The sequence below is a fragment of the Shewanella marisflavi genome (assembly GCF_023283925.1).
In the GTDB taxonomy this organism is placed as follows: Bacteria; Pseudomonadota; Gammaproteobacteria; order Enterobacterales; family Shewanellaceae; genus Shewanella; species Shewanella marisflavi.
The window spans coordinates 1-24,045 of sequence record NZ_JAKIKX010000013.1 but is presented as its reverse complement, the minus strand read 5'-3'; the positions used below and the strand labels follow the sequence as shown (position 1 = coordinate 24,045).

Below are 24,045 nucleotides of genomic sequence, written 5' to 3'. Positions count from 1 at the left end.
ATAGACAAGTATTTCAACTAATAACGGATCCCTATGATCGAGCGAAAAAAAGAGATGGGCCGTGATCGCGTGTCACGCTTAGTCAGCTGGGGGCACTGGTTCGCCTTCTTCAATGGCTTCTTGGCGATGATTGTCGGCGTCCGTTATATTGAAACCGTTGGCGCGCCCGAGTCCTGGATAGGCTGGAGCTATCTGGCCATCAGCACCCTAGGGCACTTCAGTTTTCTCGCCTTTATCGTCTATCTGGTGGTGCTGTTCCCCATCACCCTATTACTCCCCTACTCCAAGATATTGCGTGGGCTAGGAGCCTTTGCGGCGACCCTAGGGCTCTGTATCTTGCTGTATGACACCCTGATTTATGACGACTACGGCCTGCACCTTAGTCCTTTTGTGTTCGACATTGCCTGGGCCGATATTAACGCCCTGTTGCAGGGCACATCCTATATCGTTACTCCCCTAGGGATCATCATTCTTGAACTTACTGCGGCTAACTTCCTGTGGAAACGGATAGAAAAGATCCGTAAATCCAATTATGGCTCCAAAGTGGTGCTGGTGATCGGCCTCTGTTTTGTTAGTAGTCACCTTATCCATATCTGGGCAGATGCTGCAGACATCACAGAGATCACTCGTCTGGATGACGCTTATCCGCTCTCTTATCCGGCAACAGCTCGCTCTTTCATGGAAAGCCACGGCATTGAAAAAGGTAGCAAAGAACAAGATCCAAGTAAGCTGCAACCCACACTGAATTACCCTATTAAGCCACTGCAATGCAGCGCCGATGCTGATACCAATATGTTAGTCATCGCCATCGATGGCTTCAGAGCCGATCTGGTAGACAAAGAGACCATGCCGTTTCTGTATACATATGGCCAGGCTAATCACGAATTTAAGCAGCACCTGAGCGGTGGCAATATGCACGCCAGCGGCATGTTCTCACTGCTCTATGGCCTGCAAGGCAGTTATATTACCGCCGAAGACCTAAACTACCGCCCCCCTGTCTTTACCCAGGAACTGGTTAAGCTTGGCTACAGCCTAGCTAGGTTCGCCCCAGAGGTGGAGAGTCAGGTGCCTCATGCCATCTATCAAGACTTTACGCCACACCTGCATTCCCTTAGCAGCGGTGTCGCTGATGCCGATATTCAGTCTATCGATAGCTTTAATCAGTGGCAGACCCAGCAGGACAAGCCCTGGTTTGCCCTGATCAATCTGCAAAGCCCAGACAGTTACGACACGCCCGTAGGCTTCTTAGGCATTGAGACGGTGAAACCCGCGACGCCGCTAAAACCGGCGCAAAAGGTACTGTTTAATCAATATCGCCAATCACTGAATTTTATCGACAAGCAGCTACAACGCCTGCTCGAACGTCTGCCAAGCAGTACCTTTGTCATGATCACAGGCGTATCTGGTAAAGCCTTTACTAGCGACAACGATAACCAACGGGGCAATCTGTCTCCGGCGAATGTGCATGTGCCAATGATCATCCACTGGCCCGATATGCAGTATGACAAGACGGTCAGCTACCCTAGCAGCCACTATGGTGTCGTACCGACCCTAATGACCCAGCTGCTCGATTGCACCAATAAGGCCACCGACTACAGCGCCGGGCGCAGTATTTTGCAGCCTCAGAGTGAAAACTGGACCTATATTGGCGATAACTTGGTATTTGGTATCTATCAAGAAGATGAGATCACAGTGATCGACCGACACGGCAAATATCGTATCTATGATCGTGACTATAGGAAGCGCCTTCACAACAAGAAGATCAGTGCACCTGAACTCATTCAGGTAATGCGCGAAGGGCGTCGTTTCTATAATCACTAGCGACCTAGTACTTAAGCTGAGCGGCTAACGACTATAAACTAGCCAGTCGATCATGCTCCGCAGTTGAAAGGCTTGCACTGGCGCAAACGACTTGATAAAGTTCGGCGTGTTCAGAGCAGACCCCAAGTCTTTGCTGCTTTGGATAAAATCGGTATGTAGCGCAGCCCGGTAGCGCACTGTCATGGGGTGTCAGGGGTCGGAGGTTCGAATCCTCTCATACCGACCAAATACTAAAAAGCCAGCTGAAAAGCTGGCTTTTTGCTGTCTGGGATTTGCGCATTGACAGTGAAATCCCGTCCGCTATCAAAGGCAATGATGGTGCACTCACTTTCACAAGACCAATATCGATTCATCCCCATAAATCGTCAGCCTCGAGAGGCAAAACAAGCGCTCTCTATCGCAAACACCTATCGACTGCAACCACAAAAGAGTGATAAGAAACATTTGGTTAGCAATTAACTAGTGATTCACTTACACTTCATATAACAGCCCAAGAGGCATCACTGGGCGGCTGTAGCCATGGAGCTTAGATAGGGAAGAATATCATTGATCAATAAGAATCATCTTGGTTTTGCAATGCTGCTGGGTGGCCTCGGCCTTCTGGTTAACCTGTCGCCTATCCCTCTGTTTGGCAACCAGCAACTTATTATAGGTAATCTCTTCTTCGTGATCGTGGCCATTTTTCTCGGCCCCTGGTATGCCCTGCTCACCGCCATGTTATGCGCCATCGGCCTCTTTATTACCTGGGAGAGCTGGCATATGTTCCTGCTTTTCCCCATAGAAGCCCTCTGGCTAGGTTATGCGCGGCGCAAGGAGTTTTATACTCTGTACGCCGACATCACTTTTTGGTTACTGCTTGGGATGCCCATCTTCTACCTGTATGCCCACTTAGTATTTCAACTGCCAAATAGCTATATGAGTTTTATCACCCTGAAACAGGGGATCAACGGCATACTTTACACCGCTCTGGGGGTCATGGTGGTAACCCTGCTGCCGGCCCATCTGCATATTAAAGACAAGTTAGTTAATCGAAAACGTAAGAGTTTCAATGCTCAGCTCACCTACACCTTTACCCAGGTATTAACCCTGGCACTGCTAGTCTCGGCGCTGATCTTCAACAACAACGCCATCGAACAACAGCAGAAAGATGTGAAACTCAATCTGGAGGACTCGGCCGCTCATCTGGGGAAAGCGACCGAAAGTTTTATCGATGGCCATATTAACGCCATCGATAATGCGGCGCGCTGGTTAAGCCTGTCTAAATACGATCCGGGCGAGTGGCAGGGATTACTATCAAAACTGCATCAAAGCTACCCATTTTTTATCTCTATGCTTATCGCCGATGACAAAGGGGTGATCTCAGCCGCTAGCCCTACCTCACGACTGGACAAAGACGCGATCGCAAACAAGAGCCTCAGCGTCATGGACAGGCACTATTTTCAAGAGTCCTTCTATAACCAGCTGACTTTCGTGTCACCGGCCTTTCTCGGGCGAGGATTTGGAAGTGATCCTATCGTTGCCATTAGTGCGCCACTGTACGCTTACGACAACCCTATTAATCCTATTGGCATTATCGAAGGCTCGTTAAACTTAACTAAGTTTGCCAGCATAGATGAGCGCAATCGCGAATTTAATGAACAGGCCATGATGTTGACCGATGAGAATAATCTGGTGATCTATGCCTCGGAATCACTCAAGCTGGCCCCCCTAACCCCGCTTAAGGTCAACACCTCAGGCCACCTTTATCGTACCAGCCTGAATATGATCAATATTCACCAACTCGACAGCGCTAACCCCGAGTTTGCCTACGCCAAATATGTGTTAAAGAACGGCTGGTCGCTCTATGTGGTCATGCCCTTCTCGCCGCTGGTAAAACAGGTAGAACATCAATACCTGACTACCTTCAGCGTGCTATTTCTAGCCTTTATCATTACCATCTTGTTGATCAAGGTGATTAGTCGCCGCTTAACACAGCCGCTGGAAACCATCGCCCAGAAATTCAGTCAATGGGGCATGGCTGAACACAGTGATGAGATCCAGTTAGATTCAGCGCCAAGGGAGATCTTTGCCCTCTCCACTAGCATACAGAAGAGCAAACAGGAACTCATAAGCTACCAACTGGAACTAGAGGAGAAAGTGGCGCTGCGTACGGTAGAGCTTGAAGAGGTTAACCGTAAGCTGCAGTCTCTGGCCGAGCGAGACGAACTGACTCAGCTCTTTAATCGCCGCTATCTCGAGCAGCATTTCGAACCGATACACGATCTGTGTAAACGCAGCTGTGCTGCCTTGGCCTTCTGCATCATAGATATCGACCACTTTAAGCAGATCAACGACACCTACGGCCATCAGGCGGGCGATACCGCGCTCATCGCCATGGCACAACTGATGCGACAATTCTTTAAACGAGATACTGATATCGTCTCCCGCTATGGCGGTGAAGAGTTTCTGGTGATATTGCCGCAATGCAACGCCCTTCAGGTAGAGCAACACCTCAACCAGTTTAAAGAGGTGGTGGCTAACCATAAAATAACTATCCAAGGAGAGCAGGAGATCGCGCTCACCGTCAGTATCGGCGCAGTGATTAGCAATGCTGGCTATATGAAGGATATTGACCACTGGTTTAAGATGGCCGATCTCAATCTGTATGAAGCTAAAGAGAACGGCCGTAATCGTGTAGTCTGCTCCCTGCTATCGGACGACGATCAGATAGAAGCTTTTCAAGTTTAATAGACAGACCACTCACAATGAGTAAAGTGCAGACCTTGACTCATTTATTATCAGTGGTGGCTTCTCTATCGGCAATAAAGCTGTCCACACGCTGCAGCACGTAAGGAAAGAAGGGGTTCCACTTCTGCCTGAGTATTTCTCCGGGTGACACACCTAAGATCCCCCGCTCGCCACGGGCCGCAGCGGCGCCTATCTGTACCCTGTCGATCCCTTTATCAAACTCAATACCATACAAGTTATCTGTCGCCGGATAAGGTAAGGCAACATGGGACAGAGAATAAACCCCTGTTGGCCAACTTAGGCCTAAGGGCAGTTGCTCAACCGCCTGATCGGGTCGATAGCGATTAGCCTCAACTTCGGCAATACGTTTGGATTCCCCAGGCTCTTGCCGGTTCTGCACTAACGTCATATCGAAACTTGGTGTATCGGGTTGCAATACAGGCAACAGACTGAGAAAGGGGTCTTTGACTACCAAGGCCTGATTTATCGTCAACCGATTAATATCAAACAGCACCAATTGATGATCTTTTACCGACAAACGTTGATAGAGATCTCTTACCACGGCGGGGGTCGATACCGTGCTGTCGGCGACAGACTGAAAGGTGAGAACACTGCCAAGCTGAGCCAAAACCTCTGGCGAGAGTCCATCCATTAGACGCTGATTATGCTCGGCTAACTGGTACACCACATCCCCAGCATTCACCGCAAAGGAGTTGTACTTGAAGGGATCATATTCGGTCAAAATAGAGTTCCAGCTGAGTTTCTCCAGCCCCAGCAACTGCCCTAACTTGTCTTGCCACTTGGCAGCCGCCGCCACAGGTGACAGACCGATAGCAGGCGAAAGAAAAATCATCCCCCGATAACTGGTATCGTCGCCGCGCTTTAGCGCCTCGAGTTCATGGTTTAATGCAAGCGCCGCCCCGGTTGAAAACGCCACCACATAAATTGGCTTATCGACTAATTGCGCCTTAAGGTGCTCAGTAGCCAGAGAGACCGCCTTCGCCATCTCTTGCCAGGTGAGATCAACCAATCCCGAGGGGATGGTGCCATGACCGGGTAATCTCAGCCCCACCAGGTGAGCGCTTGATTTAAAATGAGTCGCGAAATGAGACAAGGCGTAGGGAGAGTCTGACATGCCATGCAGCAACAAGACACCAAACTCTGCCTTGGCATTTGGCCACTCATAACTGCGATTCCATGCCGTTAACCAATTATCGGGATCGGCATAGCTACCATGTACATAGCGATTGAGAGGTTGTTCCACCCAGTTCTGGGTCTTGTGATAAACCTTACGTTCCACCTCGTCAAACAGCTTGGCCTCAAGGGACTGGTACTCGCGAAAATCTTCTACCTGCTTGTCCAGGCGAAATTGATGTTCAAGGTGGGTGGTATGCCATAACGAGAGATCTGGACGGGCATTTAAAAACCAGATCCCAAACGCCAGCGCTGCACTGACGATACCGACACAGGCATAAGTGATAGCAATAGTAAGATGTTTGGTCGAATGAATAAGAAATGTCTTCATAATGAAAAACCGCGGCTCCTTTTGCGTTACCCATTAACATACACGGCTTTATTGCGTAAACTCCAGCCCCAAACGCCAAGGAATGAGTAATATGCCTCACAATGTGAACGCTTTAGGCCAGCCTAAGGCCAAGCGCTGCTTTTACCTGCCCAATCCCCCTGCACTGCCACCCGATTGGCAATGTGAGCAGCCAGGCAGCCTGGACAGCCTTATCGCTCTCAATGGCAACCATTGGCGTAAGATCTTAGTGATCATGGCCAAGATCTGTGCACCAGGCCCCCAGTGGCGCCCCTACTTGAATCTGTTACTCAAACACAATGAACAGATACGTTTTGGCGCAGCGCAGCTAAGCCCCTACGCCAGCGAGCATTTTATCTGCGGACAACAAAGCGCTATCGCCCTAGGGCTTCAGCCCCTTACGCAGCCGCAGCAGTTTTCGCACCAGAGCCTAACCGCCGGTCAGGTATACTGCCTGCCCTACCTGGATTATCGCCAGTGCCCAAATGTCTTGATTGAGTCGCTGCGTCAACAACTGACTCAATTTAACTAGCGCTATCTTGCTTCGTCTAACCAGAGAGTCATAGTAAAAAAGGCGCCATTGGCGCCTTTAATCTGCTTAATCTCAATCAATGATATTCCCTAGCAATCATATTCCCTATCAATCATATTCCCTATCAATCATATTCCCTATCAATCATACAGGGTCGGGATAGGCTTACGCTTATGCTGGGTTGCATTGTAAATAGCGATCAGCCGCGCCTCGACAGCGGCATCCACAGGCTTGCCTTCAAGAAAGTCATCAATCTGATCATAGGTTAGTCCAAGGGCAACTTCGTCTTCTAGCTGGGGTTGGTCGCACTCTAGATCCGCCGTAGGCGCCTTATTCACCAAGATAGCTGGCGCGCCCAGCGAAGCCGCCAGCTGACGCACCTGACGTTTACTCAGACCAAATAGGGGTGCAAGATCGCAGGCGCCATCTCCCCACTTGGTATAAAAGCCAGTGATATTCTCGGCGCTATGGTCTGTCCCCACCACCAGGCCACCGGTGAGACCCGCGATCTCATACTGGGCAATCATACGCATTCTGGCTTTCACATTGCCTTTAACGAAATCGACACTGCTTTGAGGATGAGAGATGACGCCGGCAGTCTCTAGTCCAGCTAAGGTTTGATGGTGGATCCCTTCAACCCCTTCACCTATGTTTACCGTCACCAGTTTGCTGGGCTGGATAAACTGACAGGCTAACTGAGCCTCGTCCTCATCTTTTTGAACCTTAAAAGGTAATCTTACCGCGATAAACTGATAGCTTCCCTCAAACTCGCCTTCGCTGTTAAGCTCATCCACGGCCAATTGGCACAAGCGGCCCGCCAGGGAAGAATCGACGCCACCGCTTATCCCAAGTACTAGACTGGTAGCGCGTGCCTCTTTGAGTTTCGCTTTAATAAAGGCAACACGTCTTTGTACCTCATATTCCACTTCAATATGGGGCTGCACCTTCATTTCACGTATGATCTGTCCTTTCACTGGTCCGACTCCAATTTGGTTAATTATCAGCGTTATTCTCGGCTGTCCATTATGAGCCAAATCATCGGGAAATTCACGACCAAAGCATAGCCTTGAACAATAAATCCGCCGTGAATCTGCAATTATTTACTAGTCACGGGAAAAGTCGCTAGGCTACACTGGCCAGAGAATCAACAGCACAGTGGAATCATCTTGTCTGGCACGGTAGAAAAAATTGATTATTGGCAATCGAGCATCTTAAAAGAGATGGAGCTCAGCCGCGCCCAATTTACCCACTTTGTCTTCGAGAAACATGTGCATCTTGACTATCACATAGGTGTCGTCTGCCGCGGAGGGCAACGTTATCACCATAAGGGATGCGAGTACCGCCTGACGCCAGGCAACCTCTCCACACTCAACCCAGACGAGAGCCACAATGGCCAAAGCATCACCGACACAGGCTATGAAGCCCTAGTGATGTCCCTACCCACCAGCTATGTAAAACAGGTAGGCGATGCCCTAAACCAGAGCGAGCTCTATTTCAGTGCGCCGCTGTTAGACGATGCCAGACTCAGAACCTACTTTATCCAGCTGCACAGACAGCTGACCCATTACCAGCAAAGTACCAGCGCCCTTGAAGCCGAAACCTTACTGCTGGGATTTATCAGCGAACTCTTTTATCGTCATGGTCAATTGCACAACCTGCCAGGAAACCGGGCTAAATTGAGCGGCTTGCAACTTGAGCAGATAAAACAGCAATTTCATGAAGGACTGGATCAGGAGTTCGATCTTGAGCAGTTGGCACTCTCTGTTGGGCTGAGTAAGTTTCAGTTTCTGCGTCAATTCAAGGCGGCCACCGGCATGACGCCCCATGCCTATCTTAAACGCCTCAGGCTGGAATATGCCAAGAAGGCGCTGATGCGCGGCGACAGTGCGATCAGCACAGCCTATGAACTGGGCTTCTTCGATCAGAGCCATTTCAACAAGGCCTTTAAGCGGGCATTTTTAACCACACCTGCACATTTTCAAAAACTGGTCACGGCTTAGGTCTGTGAAACCAGATGTGCAATATTTTACAATCCTGGCAAGCGCAATCAGCCTAGTATCACCATAAAGCCCAATCTCCAAAGGTCAAAACACACAATGGAATTACAACTACAACTACTGGTTTCACTGGCAATCATACATACGGTCGCCCTTGCTAGCCCGGGGCCGGATTTCGCCTTGGTGGTTAAACTCGCAGCGCAGGAACACAGACGCACGGCAGTCGCAGCCGCATTGGGGCTGGCCGTCGCTATCACAGGGCACACATTGCTGAGCCTCACCGGCGTTAGCCTTATCATTAAAAGCTCGCCGACCCTCTTTATGGCGGTGCAGTTGATTGGCGCCAGTTATCTTGGCTTGATGGGTATAGGCGCAGTACGCGCCGCCGTCGCACACTGGCGAGATGAGCAAAAGCTCAGCCCCACGAGCACTCAAGGACATGGCCTGGGTACCACCCAAGGCTTTATACAGGGGGTCTCGACTAACCTGCTCAACCCCAAGGCGCTGGTGTTTTTTATTACCTTGTTTTCCACCTTGATCACCCCTGAAGTGACGCTGGCGACCAAGGTGGCTGCCACAGTAATGATATTTGCCCTCTCTCTGGGCTGGTTTAGCCTGATTGCCCTGGTGCTGTCCCATCCCAAGATGCAGCTCAAGATGAAGCGTGCCACACCGTTGATCAACCTGATGACGGGCTTGCTATTTATCTTTGTGGCAGGAGTGATTCTATTAGGCGCCCTCGCCCGCTAAAGGGCGAGACGCCTTAGTGAGCAGATTAAGCGCTGGCGAGCTGAGTTTTGATATAATCCAGCGCCGAGCAGACAGCCGTAACCTGCGCCTGAATGCAATTTTCATCATCAACTTGGGGACTGTCAGGATAGACCTCTGTGGTGGTGTTGTATTTAGCATCACTAAAACCACTGCACAGACCCAACGCCTTGGTCGCATAGTTGATCACCCCGAACTGGGTAATGGGCGCACCAATCAAGCGTCCCTGCTCGTCGGCAGGTGCGATATGGGTCACTTTAGATACCGCCTTGATAATGGCCGACTGCATCTCATCGTTCGGGTTTTCACTATCGCCTACCAAGTAAAAACCGTCAGGGATATTCCAGTTGCTGTGCACTGTGGCGTCTCTGGCCGCCAATGCCGGGCGAAACTCGCTGTTATCTGTGTCTGTGGTCTCGTGCAGATCGATATGGGCCATCAGCGACAATTCAAAACCCGCTACCCATTGCATTAAGGCACGAGACTCCTGCGCCGGACTATCGGCATAAAAAGAGCGGTTAGGATCAATCGCCTCGGGATTCCAGCGATTGATGGTCTCGTAACCCCATGGGCTAACGCAGGGCGCCACCAGAATATTAAAATCCTCGCGGTACTCGGCAGCCTTGGTGATCAAAAACCGCAGCGCTCCCTGAACACCACTGGTTTCGTAGCCATGCACGCCACCCGTCACCAAGATTGTCGGCTTATTTTCATCCCAAAGACGTGACTTAAAACCAAACAGAGGATATTGCCCCTCAGCATAGTTAAGCTCGCCATACTGCACGGCTTCAAATGCCTCACTCACCTGACTGAACTTAGCCAGCACCTCTTGTTCATAAGAACGTTTTTTTTGCTGCGCCTCACGCCACTTAAGCTTTTCAGCATCGCCCCACGGCTTCCCCGCCTCACCAATCCAATAACCCTGCTTATTTGTCATTATGCTTATCCATCGTGCTTTTCGTATTTGTTTCTGCCGCGCGGCCTTAGCAACACTGCGACACCTTGGCCTATCATACCCAAACTTGCCCCAAGATAGAGACTCTTGAGTAAAAATCATCGCGGCCAGATAAAAAGCCAACGCCTTGAAGACGCTAGCGGGATAGGCACGGCGGACAATCTTTGTTAGGATCGCCGCCGAGGAGAAACCATGAAAATTTTTAGCTACCAGCCCCCCGCCATTCCCTGGCTCGATATACGTTATCAGGATCGTGACATCGTCATACTCAATAAGCCATCAGGCCTGTTGTCTAATCCTGGCCGCGCCGAGGAAACCCATGATTGTGCCATCAACCGTCTGTTACAGCGCTTTCCCGAAGCCATCTTAGTACACAGATTAGACTGCGCGACCTCGGGGATCATGGTGTTTGCCCTCAACAAGAAAGCCGAGTCTAATCTCAAGACCCAGTTTCAAAATCGAACGACAGAGAAATATTATGTGGCAGAGGTTCAGGGCATCATGGCCCAGGATAGCGGCAAAATTACGCTGGCAATGAAGGCTGATAGTGAGCAGCCACCGCTACAAAAGATCGCCGAAGATGGCAAACCGGCCACCACCTATTTTGAAGTGTTAGAGCGGCGCAGCAATAGTACCCTAGTGAAGCTCAAGCCGATCACGGGCCGCACACATCAGCTCAGACTGCATATGAAAGCACTGGGACACACCATATTAGGGGATGATTTCTATGGCGATGAGACGGTGATCGCAGCCACGCCACGTCTACATCTACATGCGGAGCACCTGGGAATTACCCACCCCTATAAACAGAAGCGACTCAGCTTCTACAGCCGTCACCCCTTCTAAGTCGATGGCAGGTTTAGACAGTGTAAAAAAGGCGCCCTCTGGCGCCTTTTAACGATTTATGCCGCTCGTTTAGCGGTGTAGAAGCATTCGTCGCTATTGCAAAACTGCAGGTTATGATCTTTCGACAGCAGGAAATACTCGCCAAATAGATTGCCACCTAAGTCTTCAAGCTTTAACCCATGTTCCAACTGAGTCGCCTGCATCTCATCTAGGCTATGGCAACCGTCGTTGTACCAGGTCTCTAAAAACAGCTTATCGCCCTGACGGTAAAGCGTGATCTTGTCGCCCAATGAGGGGCGTTCATCTATCCACTGGCCGATAATTTCGCGTGTATCCATATCTTGCTCCTGCCAATTTAACCGCTTGCGCTTTTCAACAACCGACATTTCGATAACTTGAAGTAATGACTGCGAACCACTTGCGCAGGTTTTGTCTAACATTACCCTAAGCTCAGATCTCATATTTATTTAACCTCTAACACCCGCAAATGTTGCAAAACTGTAAACAAAAGTCATATTAAACCAACAAGTTAAACCGTATTATCTTGTCCCTTTATGTGAAATTGTACCCCAGGAGCGAAATAAAAACGCGATCTAAATCACTTTTGATGCATTATTTAAGTAAAGTGTAATACAAATTTTTTTCAAGACGCTAGGCGGAAAAGATATTACAAGCGAACAATGAAGTGGCAAATCGGTTCATTCACCTGGGCTGAAGAATACCCGCCATAAAAAAAGGAGCACGAGGCTCCTTTCTGCAGTTGGGTCTTTCGATTCAGATCCCTTAGACCTGTTTTTCTGCCGCCTCGCAGGCCGATGCGGTAAAGAGCACATCGGTTGAACTGTTGAGTGCCGTCTCTGCAGAGTCTTGAATCACACCTATGATGAAACCAACGGCAACCACTTGCATCGCGACATCATTTGAGATGCCGAACAAACTACAGGCCAGGGGGATCAGCAGTAACGAGCCACCGGCCACACCAGACGCGCCGCACGCCGATACCGCCGCAACAACACTTAATAGAATCGCAGTCAGAATATCCACCTGGACCCCTTCGGTATGCACGGCTGCCAGTGTCAGCACTGTGATAGTGATCGCAGCGCCCGCCATGTTAATGGTTGCTCCCAGCGGAATTGATACCGAATAGGTATCTTCATGCAGATCTAACTTCTCACACAGGGCCATGTTGACCGGTATATTCGCCGCGCTTGAGCGAGTAAAGAAGGCGGTCACGCCACTCTCTCGTAAGCAGGTAAACACTAACGGATAGGGATTACGACGGATCTTAAACCACACGATAAGTGGATTAACGATCAGGGCGATAATCAACATAGAGCCTAGGAGCACCCCAAGCAGTTGAGCGTAACCGGCAATAGCTTCAAAGCCTGTTGCGGCAAAGGTGTTCGACACTAGGCCAAAGATACCGATAGGCGCCAAACGGATCACGAAGCGTACCATTTGCGACACACCATGGCTGACGTCGGCAAATACCGTCTTAGTAGTCTCAGAGGCGTGGTGCAGCGCAATACCTAAACCGACACCCCAAGCCAAAATACCAATATAGTTACCTGTCATCAGGGCGTTAACTGGATTATCGACCACTTTAAACATCAAGGTATTGAGTACTTCACCAATCCCTTCTGGCGGGGTCGTTCCCTCTGCACCGCTCACTAATACCAGCGTGGTCGGGAACAGAAAACTCATGGTGACAGCGGTAATCGCAGCGGCAAAGGTACCGAACAGATAAAGGACGACAATAGGCCGCATATTGGTTTTAGTGTTCTTCTTCTGATTAGCAATCGATGCCGCTACCAGAACAAAAACCAAAATAGGAGCAATCGCTTTTAACGCGCCGACAAACAGATCACCAAGGAAAGCGACACTTTGCGCCGATGAAGGTGACATACTCGCAAGCACCACACCGGCAATAATCCCCAAGATAATTTGCAGCACTAAGCTGCCATCTGCCAATTTGGCAAATAAAGAACGATTTTGATTCATTGATTGACCTGTCATTATAATTAATTGTGTTTTAACGCTTGCTGATCACAGCCAGTGTTTGTCGAGATGAACAGTCTTCATTATCATATTTGTATTCTCAATTACCGCTCATCTACCTGCCATACAAGCCAGACGAGAGCGCAATCGAGCGAAGACACACTTTCAAACACAGGGCCAGCGCAAGGTTAAACTTCCTTCATCCTGTGTTTTATAGAAACTCCCTTCCCTTGTCTAGCAATCGACGTGATTTCGTTTTAGATATTACCCATTAGCATCATAAACATAACAAAAATCTAATCTTTACTCTGCTTGATGCCGCTTAGCCCCTCTGAGCATCGCCTCGATCAACTCATGGGCATCGAACTTGGTCAAGGCTTCATTTGCGCCCACCTGATGGGCCTGGCTCACGCTGATCTCGCTAGAGAGAGAGGTATGCAAAATAATATAGGCATCGGCTAAGGCTGGAGTGTTCTTCACCTCGAACGCCAGCTCGTAACCATCAAGGCCTGGCATCTCGATATCGCTCACCAAGAGATCTACCGGACGACCTTCCTGGGCGGCATGTTCCATGATAGAGAGGGCTTCGCGGCCATCTGACGTGACCAGATAAGGGATATTGATGCTGTCCAGCGCATCGCTAAGTTGTTTGCGAGCCACCATAGAATCATCCACCAGCAGAATATTCAGTGGCTTTAAGATCTCTCGCTGCACGTCGGTTAAGATAGCGCGCTGGGCTGCAGGATTAGCAGGAAATATCTTTGACAATAGCAGCTCAACATCCAAGAGCTGCACCAACTTATCATCGACACGGGTCACCCCCGTTAGAAAAGCACTCTTGCCCAAGTTCTCTGGCGGCGATTCAATATCGCGCCAATTGCACTCAATGATCTTATCTATGCTACGCACCAGAAAACCCATCACCATGCGTTGGCAATCGGTAATAATGATATAAGCGTTGGCACGCTCTTCTTGGGTGATTGGCGCATAGCCCACGGCGGCGGCCATATCGATAATGGGAATAGTATGGCCCCGCACGGTCGCAGCGCCAAGAATGGCGGGATGGGATTGGGGAATGGCGCTGAGATTGGTATAGGGAACCAGTTCACGAATTTTCAAGGTTCCCAGGGCAAACAGCTGAGTATGCGACAAGCGGAACAACAGCAACCCTTGAGATTGGCTCGCCTTACTTTTCATAATCTTACCGACATTCTTATGTTTATTTATCGATGAGTTTAACCCTAGCACAGCCTGATTAAATTGACGATGCTCAAGGCTTGATAATTTATCTCTACAACTGAGACTCTATCGGCAATAGACCGATGAAGTCTGCCATAAAACGGCGCCAGAAACTGGCATCGGGATCGGCGTAATAGATCTTACCGTCAAAATCATCGTGCCAGATTAACTCATCCCCCTGCAGGGCCAAACGATAACTGCTGCGCTTAAGGGATTGCTCGATAGAGGAAACCACTTCGCGTGCAAACTCGCTCTGCTCGACTATCAGCCCCATCTCTGTATTGATCCAAGCGGATCTCGGGTCGAAATTAAAAGAGCCAACAAACACCGACTTTTGGTCCAAAATAAAGGTTTTGGCGTGCAGACTCGTGCGCGAACTGCCTTTCCAGGCACTGGGACGGCGATTGATATCGACTTTTACCTCATACAAGGCGATACCATTTTCCAGCAGACGCTGACGATACTGTTTGTAGCCTGCATGCACCGCCAGCACATCTGTAGCCGCTAAACTGTTAGTGACGACAGTGATCGCGATACCTCGCTTAGCGGCATTAATCAACGCCTGAGTGCCTGAATCAGTTGGCACAAAATAGGGTGATACAATCAATACCTCTTTTCTCGCCTGAGCAAGAAACTCACCGAGATCAGAGAGCAGCCATTCTTGTTGAGACTCGCTATTTGCCTTCTGGGGTGGATCAAAAATCAGCTCGGCATCCCCCCAATACCAGGGAATCCCTTTTTGGGTGATCTGTTTTACAAGTTCACTGAATTCGAGTCGCTCTAGGTACTCATCGTGAACAAAATTTTGTTTATTTGTGGCCATAGTTTTAGCTGCGGCCTGATGCATTTCGCTGGTCGCCGCTGGCACCAGATTCGTAATGCTCTCCACCTGCTCGCTATTCCAATACAGATCAAATTGGTCCGATACCTGATCCACCACTGCACCTATGGTCAAAAGATCAAAGTCGCCGAAATCTACATCGCTGTTCTTGGAAAAATACTCATTTCCTATATTGCGCCCGCCGACAATGGTGATCTGATTATCTACGGTGAGCGATTTATTGTGCATCCTATGATTAAGGCGTGAAAATCCAGTCAACATCGCCACACTTCTGAAGGTGCGCTCATAGGACGGGTTGAACAAACGGATCTCGATATTAGGATGACTCGCCAACAGGATCAGGGCATCGTCCAAGGTTTTAGTGGTGAGATCATCGAGCAGCACCCGCACCCGCACCCCGCGTTCGGCGGCATCGATCAGATACCAGCTCAACAGGCGGCCGGTCTCATCGTTATGGTAGATATAATATTGCAGATCGATACTGGTACGCGCAGACTTGACGATGGCAAGACGCGCAGCAAAAGCATTGACACCAGAGGAGAGAGGTAAGATACCGGTTTTACCTGGATGCGCCGACAAATCATCGGTCAGATATCGCGTCATCGGGGAATTATCTGGCGTCTCAAGTTTATAACTCGGTGTTACCGGATGGGGAGGTGGCAAGCTGCTACAAGCAGACATTGCCAATATAAAGAATAAAACCAGGCTATTTTTTACCATTGAGAATTTCATAACGTCCTGTAAAACCTTTTGATATCAGCGCCTAGGCTATAACATAGGTATTAGTATCACGCCTGTAAAGCATATAAAACATCATAAACAAATTGATCCCACCCGTCTGAATTAAAGGCGATATCGCGTACGGCTCGAACCTGACTTACCGCGTGCAAAGGCGCCGCGCCATTTTCCATCAGATAATAGGCCATCAGTAGGCCGGTTCTGTCTTTGCCTGAGCGGCAGTGAATCATAACCGTTAAGCCTTGAGCCTCACACTCGCGGATAAAGGCCAGGGCCTTGGGCAACTGGGCCACACATAACGCCTGGTCGCCCTCTTGAGGTGGAATATTCTCCGATAGAGGAATACAGGCGTAGCGAAGGTCCAGCCTAGCCATCTCTTCGGGATCACAGAGTTCCCCCTGGTTAACCGATAAAATCGCATCGATCCCCTCAGCCTTAAGCTGCCCGAGATCCCACTGGATCAAATTCGGGCCACAACGACCGGCAATCACGCCTTCTACTAACCAAAACAGCTGCTGCATACGCCCTACTTTTTCTCAATATCTGCCATTAAACGCCGCATACTATGACGGATTCTTCCAGATCCCGTCATTGATCTTTGGTAACTTTTTACGCTTTTTTTTACCGGTTCCGGCGGGCTTTGCCACAGGCTTCCCTTGGCGTGATGGACAATCTTGCGGCGCTTCGTCGTCGGCCTCGAAGCCTGCATACTGCTCTCTTGGGAGACGTAGCTTATTTTTCTTTTCTATCACAGAAAAATGATGATATTCATCGTGGCTGATCAGCGAAATGGCTTCCCCCTGCTCCCCTGCGCGACCACTACGCCCAATGCGATGCATGTAATCTGCGGGGCTACGTGGCAGCTCAAAGTTAATCACCACAGGTAACTTGTCGATATCGATGCCGCGCGCCGCTATGTCTGTGGCGATCAGCACGGTTGTCTCGCCGCTTTTGAAATCCTCAAGTACACGGCTTCGGGTCCCCTGGGCCTTATCGCCATGGAAGACTTGCGCGCTAATGCCGCGCTTGGCCAGTTTCTGCGCCAGGTGATCACAGCTACGCTTGGCACTGGCAAACACCAATACCTGACGCCACTCACGAGTCTTAATCAGTTCGGCCAGCAATGCCGTCTTACTGCTACGATTGACCGTATAGACGCGCTGGATAATATCGGCGCGCTCTTCATCTTGCAGTTCAATCACCTCAGGGTCGACCAACAGTGCGCTGGTCAGTTCTCGCACCTCTTCAGGAAAGGTCGCCGAAAACAGCAGTGTCTGTTTCTGCTTAGGTAAAAGCTTTAGGATCTCGGCGAGTTCTTCAGTAAAACCCAGGTTGAGCATACGGTCGGCTTCATCAAGCACCAGGGCCTTAAGCTGAGATAAGTTAACCGCATTGCTAGAGACAAGATCCAACAGACGACCAGGAGTCGCCACCAAAATATCTGTGCCGCCGCGCAGCGTCAGCATCTGAGTATTGATAGAAACGCCACCAAAAACGGCGACCACTTTCGCCCGGGGAGCCAGTTCACCTCCGTAACTGATAAAACTGTCAGCCACCTGCTGGGCTAATTCACGGGTCGGCACCAACACCAACCCACTGACATGATTACCGCCGCTAGCCCTTTGCCCAGCTAGCTTTTGCAATAAAGGTAAGGCAAAAGCCGCCGTCTTACCCGACCCCGTCTTAGCGCCGGCCAACAGATCACGTCCGGCTAGGATGGCGGGGATCGCCTTGGCCTGAATGGGCGTGGCCTTTTGATAGCCAAGGTGATTCAGCCTGGCTTGTAATGCCTTAACCAAATTCAACTGGCTAAATTCAACCGTCGACACGGGCAGTTCTGAAGGAGCGGATGGGGTCATGATAAAAGTATGCTACCAATACAAAATACAGCCGACTATTGTACCTAAGATTGGCCCACAACACCTAATCTTTAGCGCATCATCTTTATCAGATTATATTTGCGATATCACCTTGGTCACATCAGCCAACCAGGCGCTAGCGGCCAAGATCTGACTCAAGGCTTGCGATATTAGCCTCTAGCGTCAGCAGTTTTTGCTTGATCGTCAGCCCATAGGCATAGCCGGTTAAGGCGCCCCCTTTACCGATAATACGATGGCAAGGAATGATGATGGCGATACGATTGGCACCATTAGCACTGCCTACGGCACGCACAGCTTTGGGATTGTCTATGGCATTGGCGATGTCGCTATAACTGGCGGCCTGGCCAAAGGGGTGAGTCAGCAGCGCTTGCCACACCTGATGCTGAAAAGCCGTCCCCACAGGCGCCAGCGCTACGCTAAAGGCTTTCAGTTGACCAGCAAAATAGGCCACCAACTCCTCCTCTGCCTGCTTAAGATGCGCCTCGGCCCTGGCCTGTTCCTGCTCGCTAGCCGTGATAAGACTCACGGGGCGAGCGACAAAGCCGTCGTCTTCTTCAGGCAGAAAGCTTAGGTGTGACAGACCAAACTGATTGGCAGCCAGACTCAAGCGGCCAAGGGGGGTCTGGAGCACTTTTTGCGCTAAAGCCTGATCGCCAGCAAGACCAAAGTTGCGGCTTAGGGGCGTGTATTCAAGTTGTGGGTTATGTGCACTCATTGTTGATTCCATAGTTGCAGGGTGAGATAGCTGCCCCAGGGCGCAACCTCTTGCGCCAATTGATGACTCAGCTCTTGATAATATTTCTGAGCTTGTTTTTTCACCGCCTTAGGGTCTTCACACGCTTGCCTCGGCCATGACCCAGGCAAGTTCAGCAAAAGCTGTTGTTTGACCACGAGATCGCTGCTAAGTAGCACATCAGGCAGGCTCAACCCTCGCAGGCGCACATAATCCAATGTCCAGGGGCCAATGCCTTTTATCTGCAGCCAGGACTCGATATCCGCCTCGGGGGCTTTAGCCACAAATGTCGCCAGCGCCCGAATCGCCTCTTTTCGCACTCCCGGCATCTTCAGCCCTTCCAGGCTGGCACCACTTAGTTGCTCTGGCTGCGGAAACAGGCGTAGTGTGCGCTCACCCAAGGTTACCGTCTCGCCATAGTCGGCAATCAGTTGTCCCAACAGCTTAACCGCCTGGGTGACGCTCACCTGTTGACCCAATATGGCTCGGCACGCTGCCTCAAAGGGTGACCAGACACCGGGAATACGCATTCCGGCTTGCACCTTGGGCAAGGCAGCCCCTAAGCCGCTCAGTCTATCGCCTATGGTGAGAGGATCCGCGTCGAGATCTAATAGGCGACGAATATGGCTGACAATCCCTTTTAACTCCCTGAGATCTTCCGCCCTTGCCAGATGAATCTCCACATAAAAGCAGGCCTCCTCTTCACTGTGTTTGGCGGTGAAATGACCCCTAACGCCATTCAGTGTAAAGCTGCGCCCATAGCTCTGCTCATCAATCCATTCCATCTCGGGAACCATTCTCTGGGTGTAGAAATCCCTGAGATGCGTCCAGTCATAGGGCGGCCGATAGGCAAGTTTTAAGGTCAATCCCTGTTTAGCCGACGGCGCCTTTGCTCCAGTTTTGCGGATCTCGCTCGGGGTCAATTGCAGCTGCTCTCGAAAGATCTCATTAAAACGTCTGACACTATTAAACCCAGCGGCAAAAGCGACTTGAGTGATCGGCATCTGAGTCTGATGCAGCAACTGTTTGGCAAACATCAACTGCTGATAGAGGGCATATTGCTTGGGAGAGGTTCCTAAGGATTGCTGAAACAGCTGGCGCAGATAACGCTCGCCTATGCCTAAACGCTCGGCCAGTGCGCTCATTGAGATCGCCTGCGGCCCAGCTAAGACACCGGCATTAATCAAATTGAGCGCGCGATTAAGACTCGTCTGCGTACCAAGCCAAGGGTTGGAACCGGGGGCACTGTCGGGTCGGCAACGTAAGCAGGGTCTTAGCCCTGCCTGCGCCGCCGAGATAGCATCAGCGAAATACCTGACATTAGCCTCTTTGGCGGGCACAGCCGGACAGATAGGTCGACAATAGATCCCGGTGGAGAAGACACCGACAAAGAAAAGCCCATCGAATCTGGCATCTCGGGACAAACGAGCAATTCGGTATTGCTCCGCTTTGACGGGATCATGTAGCACGCCTAGGCCTGACTTGGCTAACATATGGAGTACCCTAAAGATCGCTTAAAATCACATTGCAATGTCACTGAGTTAGGCTCATTTAAATAGGAATAGACTCACTCTAATGGAGGAGAAGTTCAGATACTAGCGGAAAACGGCACTCATGCTAACTTGCCCTGTTAAGTAACAATACATCGCACTCAACCCGCTGCTACTATATGATTGAGGCATATCAAGTCTGATGATAACCCTCAACTTTATAAGGACTTAAATGTTTAAGCGTTTTGAATCATGGGTTTCTGCTCTACCAGATGATGAGGCAGTACAGCCACCGCGCGGCATCTATAAGTTTTGCCGTCACTACACTCGCGGCTTCGAATTACCATTGGCCTTGATGTCGATACTCACCGCCCTTCTGGCGATACTCGAAGTGTCACTGTTTGCCTTTATGGGTGATCTGGTGGATCTGCTGGCCAACCACAGTCCAGAGACACTGTTTGCCGAACAGGGTGACAAGTTGTTATTGATGTCGGTATTGGTTCTGGTGGTTATCCCGTCTCTGGTACTGTTACATGCTCTGGTGGTCTACCAAGGTCTGCTGGGCAACTATCCCATGTCGATCCGCTGGCTTGCCCACCGTTATCTGCTCAAACAGAGCATCTCTTTTTACCAAAACGATTTTGCCGGGCGTATCGCCACTAAGGTGATGCAAACTTCGCTAGCAGTGCGGGAGACTGTAACTAAGCTATTGGATGTATTGGTTTATATCTTAGTTTACTTTCTTTCTATGCTGGTGATCATCGCCGATGCCGATCTGCGCTTGATGCTACCTATGCTGGCTTGGTTGGCCCTCTATGTCGGCCTGCAATTTTATTTCCTACCCAAGCTGAAAAAGGTCTCCACCGAACAGGCCGATGCCCGCTCCACCATGACAGGGCGTATCGTCGACAGCTACACCAATATCGCCACAGTGAAACTGTTTTCACACACCCAAAAAGAAGCCCAATATGCCAAAGACAGCATGACGGGCTTCCTCGATACCGTGTATCGGCAGATGCGCCTGGTCACTGGTATCAACGTCAGCGTGCAGGTTATTAATTACTTACTTGCCTTCACCGTCGCCGCCGTCTCCATCTGGCTGTGGCGTGACAGCGCCATCACCATAGGGGCCATCGCCGTAGCAGTGAGCTTGTCGCTCCGACTCAACGGTATGTCTCAATGGATCATGTGGGAGATCAGCTCACTGTTCGAAAACATCGGCACGGTTGCCGATGGCATGAATACCCTATCGCGTCCGACCAGCGTGCAAGATAAAGAAAATGCCGCCCAACTTACCGTCTCTCAAGGCGAAATCGCCTTCGAACAGGTGAGTTTTCACTATGGCGAAGCCAGTGGCGTGATAGAAGATCTCAACCTTAAGATCAAACCCGGTGAAAAAGTGGGTCTGGTGGGTCGATCCGGCGCCGGTAAATCGACTCTGGTGAACCTGCTCATGCGTTTTCACGATGTCGAGCAAGGTTGTATCACCATAGATGGGCAAAATATCCGAGAGGTAAATCAGGACTCGCTGCGAGCAAACATCGGCATGGTGACCCAAGACACCTCTCTGCTGCATCGTTCGATCCGCGACAACATACGTTATGGAAGACCTGACGCCACTGAGGAAGACTTGGAAAATGCCATCAAACAAGCTCAAGCCTATGATTTTATTCAGAGCCTGAGCGATCCTGAGGGCAACCATGGCTTGGATGCCCAAGTCGGTGAGCGCGGTGTAAAACTTTCTGGCGGGCAGCGTCAACGCATTGCCATCGCCAGGGTGCTACTGAAAAACGCTCCGATTTTACTCTTAGATGAAGCCACCTCCGCGCTCGACTCCGAGATTGAGGCCGCAATTCAGGAGAGTCTCTATCAGCTGATGGAAGGTAAAACGGTGATCGCCATTGCCCACCGTCTGTCGACCATTGCCGCCATGGATAGGTTGATCGTGTTAGATCAAGGCAAAATCGTCGAGCAAGGCACTCACCAGGAGCTGATAAAACAAGGTGGGATTTACGCCCAGCTTTGGGCCCATCAAACTGGTGGCTTCCTGGGTGTAGACTAGGTTCTTCGCTATCTCAAACTCTATGCCTAAGGACCTGTTCCTTAGGCATTGCTACCCGCCCTAACCTATTGAGCTAGTTTGTCGGGAACCATCCCGGCTCGGTGAATACCCAGTCATTGTCTTTCACTGGGGTATGACAACTGACACACACCTGCATCCCTCCCTCAAATGGCGTCTGCTCGGCGCCAACCCAACGCGCCCATCCCCAGCCATAGGTGTCGGCATACTTAACGGAGTCCTTGAACATAAACTCGGCATGGACAAAGTCTTTAGGCCCTATCGCCTTCGGCCAGTGAGCTAATTCACCCGCTTTCCACACCACCTTGGCCAGAATGGCACCGTCAGGCCAGGGAGAATGTTCACCGCTACGAGCCGCCTTAATAGCCACATCATTGCCCAGAATAGCCCTTACCGTATTATTGTCGGTTCTATGGGACACGGCGATGCTTGACCAAGTCTGCCAACCTTGTGGATAGTCAATGCCATGGGAAGGTAAAGGCGTTTTGTCAGCTGCATAACCATTTGATGAAAATAATGAAACGGCTGATAACAGTATTAAAAGAATTGTCTTCATTGTCTGACTCACTCTGTTGCGAAAAGCACAAATTACTGGCTTAACTATTAGTGTGTCAGTGTAGTCTCAATAGGAAAGCTTTGCCGAAGGTAATCTAAGAAAGGAATTATGTAACGAGTTCAAGCTTGGATGAAAAGGCCGTAGCTTTGATATCAAAAAATTTATCATTTCGCTTCTGTTTCGTCGCACGATAAAAGAACAAATCAACTAACTTACTTGCGTTAAGCTCCTTTGTCGTAAAGTGGATCTCGACTTGGTTCGGTAAAAGGCTAAAACTAAAATCAAGACTCATATTCAATAGCTTACGTGCAATGGCCTTCCCCCTTACTTCTTTATCAACATAGATTTGACCGATGTAAGTGACTGATTTTTTGATATGGTGCCTGAAATAACAATAACCAATAGGACTCTCATCTTCGACCGCAACCATTACCCAACGAAGATACTCAACATCATTAATCTTGCACTGTGTGATATCAGCTAACACTAAATTCTCAAAGTCTCGTGCTAGTTCACTTGAAATCTCAGACAGGTCGAATTCTGATTGGAAAACATCGAGATCTCTAGATATGAACATCAACATAATTGCCCTAATGCATCAGGTTAACGATTTTCCTGAAGTGTGGCACATTATGCCCCGCTCGGCGAAAGCAGATTAGTTGGCGAAAATAGGCGAGACACAAGCAATTGGATAGGCTCCTGCTCTCTAGGCATTTGACGGCCTCATTTTGAGGCATCAGAGTGCCAATCAAATTCGTGCCATTGCAGCGGTGTAGATCTAAGGAAGGATAAGGTAAATGACAGATGAAAAAAAACCACCCTATTGGGTGGTTTTTTCCGCGTAACTAAACGCTTATTTGGTGGAGCCTAGCGGGATCGAACCGCTGACCTCAACACTGCCAGTGTTGCGCTCTCCCAGCTGAGCTAAGGCCCCGAAACTGGTTGTGACTATACAGTAAAACCTGAATAAACACAATGTCTTATTTCAAAAAATCTTAAAATAAGAAGTGGTATCCCATAGGGGATTCGAACCCCTGTTACCGCCGTGAAAGGGCGGTGTCCTAGGCCTCTAGACGAATGGGACGCCGTCCTTACGTTTAGACTCCGTAAGCGAGTGAATACTCATTGAAACCTGTAGGCTAAGCTTCAATGCTATCGAATCGTCAACTTAATCAGTCAACCACTCAAAAAAGTGGTATCCCATAGGGGATTCGAACCCCTGTTACCGCCGTGAAAGGGCGGTGTCCTAGGCCTCTAGACGAATGGGACACTGTTGGTACCTTATACTCTGTACCGAGTGA

At 49.9% G+C, this 24,045-nt stretch carries 20 protein-coding genes and 4 tRNA genes; 8 read left to right on the top strand and 16 right to left on the bottom strand.

The annotated features are described in order from the left end of the window. The first annotated feature begins 33 nt into the window (after positions 1-33). The 3 genes from L2712_RS17910 (at position 34) to L2712_RS17900 (ending at position 4,548) form a co-directional block, all read left to right on the top strand. Positions 34-1,821 (top strand): DUF3413 domain-containing protein, encoded by a 1,788-nt coding sequence (locus L2712_RS17910; protein ID WP_248978591.1) that lies wholly within the window; start codon positions 34-36, stop codon positions 1,819-1,821. 149 nt (positions 1,822-1,970) lie between these two features. Then, positions 1,971-2,047: transfer RNA gene (locus tag L2712_RS17905), tRNA-Pro, on the top strand. Between the two features lie 320 nt (positions 2,048-2,367). Then, positions 2,368-4,548, top strand: coding sequence for a sensor domain-containing diguanylate cyclase (locus L2712_RS17900; RefSeq protein ID WP_248978590.1), 2,181 nt, complete (start codon positions 2,368-2,370; stop codon positions 4,546-4,548). A 40-nt stretch (positions 4,549-4,588) separates the two neighbouring features. Here the strand turns inward: L2712_RS17900 and L2712_RS17895 are convergent, their stop codons facing one another. After that, positions 4,589-6,073, bottom strand: coding sequence for an alpha/beta hydrolase (locus L2712_RS17895; RefSeq protein WP_248978589.1), 1,485 nt, complete (start codon positions 6,071-6,073; stop codon positions 4,589-4,591). A gap of 91 nt (positions 6,074-6,164) precedes the next feature. Between L2712_RS17895 and L2712_RS17890 the strand changes: the two genes are divergently transcribed. Next, the gene (locus tag L2712_RS17890) at positions 6,165-6,623 is read left to right on the top strand and encodes a DUF6942 family protein (protein ID WP_248978588.1); all 459 of its coding nucleotides are present in this window, start codon (positions 6,165-6,167) and stop codon (positions 6,621-6,623) included. Positions 6,624-6,763: 140 nt separating this feature from the next. On the opposite strand, the gene nadE is transcribed toward L2712_RS17890, so the two are convergent. Continuing rightward, on the bottom strand, positions 6,764-7,597 hold the full coding sequence (gene nadE, locus L2712_RS17885; protein WP_346347574.1) for an NAD(+) synthase: 834 nt from the start codon (positions 7,595-7,597) through the stop codon (positions 6,764-6,766). A 246-nt stretch (positions 7,598-7,843) separates the two neighbouring features. On the opposite strand from nadE, the gene L2712_RS17880 reads away from it, so the two are divergent. Beyond that, positions 7,844-8,623, top strand: a complete 780-nt coding sequence (locus L2712_RS17880) for an AraC family transcriptional regulator (protein ID WP_283104919.1) — start codon at positions 7,844-7,846, stop codon at positions 8,621-8,623. 96 nt (positions 8,624-8,719) lie between these two features. Further along, entirely contained in the window at positions 8,720-9,370 is a 651-nt protein-coding gene (locus L2712_RS17875) for a LysE family translocator (protein WP_248978587.1), read from the top strand. A gap of 25 nt (positions 9,371-9,395) precedes the next feature. Here the strand turns inward: L2712_RS17875 and L2712_RS17870 are convergent, their stop codons facing one another. Beyond that, entirely contained in the window at positions 9,396-10,325 is a 930-nt protein-coding gene (locus L2712_RS17870; protein WP_248978586.1) for a M14 family metallopeptidase, read from the bottom strand. A gap of 210 nt (positions 10,326-10,535) precedes the next feature. On the opposite strand from L2712_RS17870, the gene L2712_RS17865 reads away from it, so the two are divergent. Next, positions 10,536-11,189 (top strand): RluA family pseudouridine synthase, encoded by a 654-nt coding sequence (locus L2712_RS17865; RefSeq protein ID WP_248978585.1) that lies wholly within the window; start codon positions 10,536-10,538, stop codon positions 11,187-11,189. 56 nt (positions 11,190-11,245) lie between these two features. Here L2712_RS17865 and L2712_RS17860 read toward each other — a convergent pair whose 3' ends face one another. The 8 genes from L2712_RS17860 to L2712_RS17825 all read right to left on the bottom strand — a co-directional run bounded on the left by L2712_RS17860 (position 11,246) and on the right by L2712_RS17825 (position 20,111). Then, positions 11,246-11,650, bottom strand: a complete 405-nt coding sequence (locus L2712_RS17860) for a hypothetical protein (protein WP_033540043.1) — start codon at positions 11,648-11,650, stop codon at positions 11,246-11,248. A gap of 322 nt (positions 11,651-11,972) precedes the next feature. Beyond that, complete coding sequence (sstT, locus tag L2712_RS17855; protein ID WP_248978584.1) at positions 11,973-13,190, bottom strand: serine/threonine transporter SstT; 1,218 nt, start codon at positions 13,188-13,190, stop codon at positions 11,973-11,975. Between the two features lie 300 nt (positions 13,191-13,490). After that, the gene (locus L2712_RS17850) at positions 13,491-14,384 is read right to left on the bottom strand and encodes a chemotaxis protein CheV (protein ID WP_248978583.1); all 894 of its coding nucleotides are present in this window, start codon (positions 14,382-14,384) and stop codon (positions 13,491-13,493) included. A gap of 94 nt (positions 14,385-14,478) precedes the next feature. Then, positions 14,479-15,870, bottom strand: a complete 1,392-nt coding sequence (locus L2712_RS17845) for a phospholipase D family protein (RefSeq protein WP_248978582.1) — start codon at positions 15,868-15,870, stop codon at positions 14,479-14,481. 185 nt (positions 15,871-16,055) lie between these two features. Continuing rightward, positions 16,056-16,526: a dual specificity protein phosphatase family protein gene (locus tag L2712_RS17840; RefSeq protein WP_248978581.1), complete on the bottom strand. Its 471-nt coding sequence runs from the start codon at positions 16,524-16,526 to the stop codon at positions 16,056-16,058. 42 nt (positions 16,527-16,568) lie between these two features. After that, positions 16,569-17,864 carry a DEAD/DEAH box helicase gene (locus L2712_RS17835; RefSeq protein WP_248978580.1) on the bottom strand — a complete coding sequence of 432 codons (1,296 nt, stop codon included), beginning with the start codon at positions 17,862-17,864 and terminating at the stop codon, positions 16,569-16,571. A gap of 136 nt (positions 17,865-18,000) precedes the next feature. After that, the gene (locus tag L2712_RS17830; RefSeq protein WP_248978579.1) at positions 18,001-18,600 is read right to left on the bottom strand and encodes a methylated-DNA--[protein]-cysteine S-methyltransferase; all 600 of its coding nucleotides are present in this window, start codon (positions 18,598-18,600) and stop codon (positions 18,001-18,003) included. Next, positions 18,597-20,111 carry a DNA-3-methyladenine glycosylase 2 family protein gene (locus L2712_RS17825; RefSeq protein ID WP_248978578.1) on the bottom strand — a complete coding sequence of 505 codons (1,515 nt, stop codon included), beginning with the start codon at positions 20,109-20,111 and terminating at the stop codon, positions 18,597-18,599. The genes L2712_RS17830 and L2712_RS17825 overlap by 4 nt, the downstream gene beginning before the upstream one ends. 229 nt (positions 20,112-20,340) lie before the next feature. On the opposite strand from L2712_RS17825, the gene L2712_RS17820 reads away from it, so the two are divergent. Beyond that, complete coding sequence (locus L2712_RS17820) at positions 20,341-22,170, top strand: ABC transporter ATP-binding protein (protein ID WP_033540050.1); 1,830 nt, start codon at positions 20,341-20,343, stop codon at positions 22,168-22,170. Positions 22,171-22,243: 73 nt separating this feature from the next. On the opposite strand, the gene L2712_RS17815 is transcribed toward L2712_RS17820, so the two are convergent. The 5 genes from L2712_RS17815 to L2712_RS17795 all read right to left on the bottom strand — a co-directional run bounded on the left by L2712_RS17815 (position 22,244) and on the right by L2712_RS17795 (position 24,013). Further along, complete coding sequence (locus tag L2712_RS17815) at positions 22,244-22,744, bottom strand: cytochrome P460 family protein (protein ID WP_033540051.1); 501 nt, start codon at positions 22,742-22,744, stop codon at positions 22,244-22,246. A 106-nt stretch (positions 22,745-22,850) separates the two neighbouring features. Beyond that, on the bottom strand, positions 22,851-23,321 hold the full coding sequence (locus L2712_RS17810) for a GNAT family N-acetyltransferase (protein ID WP_248978577.1): 471 nt from the start codon (positions 23,319-23,321) through the stop codon (positions 22,851-22,853). 281 nt (positions 23,322-23,602) lie between these two features. Further along, positions 23,603-23,678 (bottom strand) — tRNA-Ala (locus L2712_RS17805). A 74-nt stretch (positions 23,679-23,752) separates the two neighbouring features. Next, a tRNA-Glu gene (locus tag L2712_RS17800) sits at positions 23,753-23,828 on the bottom strand. A gap of 109 nt (positions 23,829-23,937) precedes the next feature. Continuing rightward, a tRNA-Glu gene (locus L2712_RS17795) sits at positions 23,938-24,013 on the bottom strand. Positions 24,014-24,045: the final 32 nt, after the last annotated feature.

What these genes read in the sequence shown, in the direction of transcription:
- L2712_RS17910 (WP_248978591.1), top strand. Translation starts at nt 34, where the DNA reads ATGATCGAGCGAAAAAAAGAGATGGGCCGTGATCGCGTGTCACGCTTA.
- L2712_RS17895 (WP_248978589.1), bottom strand. Translation starts at nt 6,073, where the DNA reads ATGAAGACATTTCTTATTCATTCGACCAAACATCTTACTATTGCTATC.
- L2712_RS17890 (WP_248978588.1), top strand. Translation starts at nt 6,165, where the DNA reads ATGCCTCACAATGTGAACGCTTTAGGCCAGCCTAAGGCCAAGCGCTGC.
- L2712_RS17880 (WP_283104919.1), top strand. Translation starts at nt 7,844, where the DNA reads ATGGAGCTCAGCCGCGCCCAATTTACCCACTTTGTCTTCGAGAAACAT.
- L2712_RS17875 (WP_248978587.1), top strand. Translation starts at nt 8,720, where the DNA reads ATGGAATTACAACTACAACTACTGGTTTCACTGGCAATCATACATACG.
- L2712_RS17870 (WP_248978586.1), bottom strand. Translation starts at nt 10,325, where the DNA reads ATGACAAATAAGCAGGGTTATTGGATTGGTGAGGCGGGGAAGCCGTGG.
- L2712_RS17865 (WP_248978585.1), top strand. Translation starts at nt 10,536, where the DNA reads ATGAAAATTTTTAGCTACCAGCCCCCCGCCATTCCCTGGCTCGATATA.
- L2712_RS17860 (WP_033540043.1), bottom strand. Translation starts at nt 11,650, where the DNA reads ATGAGATCTGAGCTTAGGGTAATGTTAGACAAAACCTGCGCAAGTGGT.
- sstT (WP_248978584.1), bottom strand. Translation starts at nt 13,190, where the DNA reads ATGAATCAAAATCGTTCTTTATTTGCCAAATTGGCAGATGGCAGCTTA.
- L2712_RS17850 (WP_248978583.1), bottom strand. Translation starts at nt 14,384, where the DNA reads ATGAAAAGTAAGGCGAGCCAATCTCAAGGGTTGCTGTTGTTCCGCTTG.
- L2712_RS17845 (WP_248978582.1), bottom strand. Translation starts at nt 15,870, where the DNA reads ATGACGCGATATCTGACCGATGATTTGTCGGCGCATCCAGGTAAAACC.
- L2712_RS17840 (WP_248978581.1), bottom strand. Translation starts at nt 16,526, where the DNA reads ATGCAGCAGCTGTTTTGGTTAGTAGAAGGCGTGATTGCCGGTCGTTGT.
- L2712_RS17835 (WP_248978580.1), bottom strand. Translation starts at nt 17,864, where the DNA reads ATGACCCCATCCGCTCCTTCAGAACTGCCCGTGTCGACGGTTGAATTT.
- L2712_RS17830 (WP_248978579.1), bottom strand. Translation starts at nt 18,600, where the DNA reads ATGAGTGCACATAACCCACAACTTGAATACACGCCCCTAAGCCGCAAC.
- L2712_RS17825 (WP_248978578.1), bottom strand. Translation starts at nt 20,111, where the DNA reads ATGTTAGCCAAGTCAGGCCTAGGCGTGCTACATGATCCCGTCAAAGCG.
- L2712_RS17820 (WP_033540050.1), top strand. Translation starts at nt 20,341, where the DNA reads ATGTTTAAGCGTTTTGAATCATGGGTTTCTGCTCTACCAGATGATGAG.
- L2712_RS17815 (WP_033540051.1), bottom strand. Translation starts at nt 22,744, where the DNA reads ATGAAGACAATTCTTTTAATACTGTTATCAGCCGTTTCATTATTTTCA.
- L2712_RS17810 (WP_248978577.1), bottom strand. Translation starts at nt 23,321, where the DNA reads ATGTTCATATCTAGAGATCTCGATGTTTTCCAATCAGAATTCGACCTG.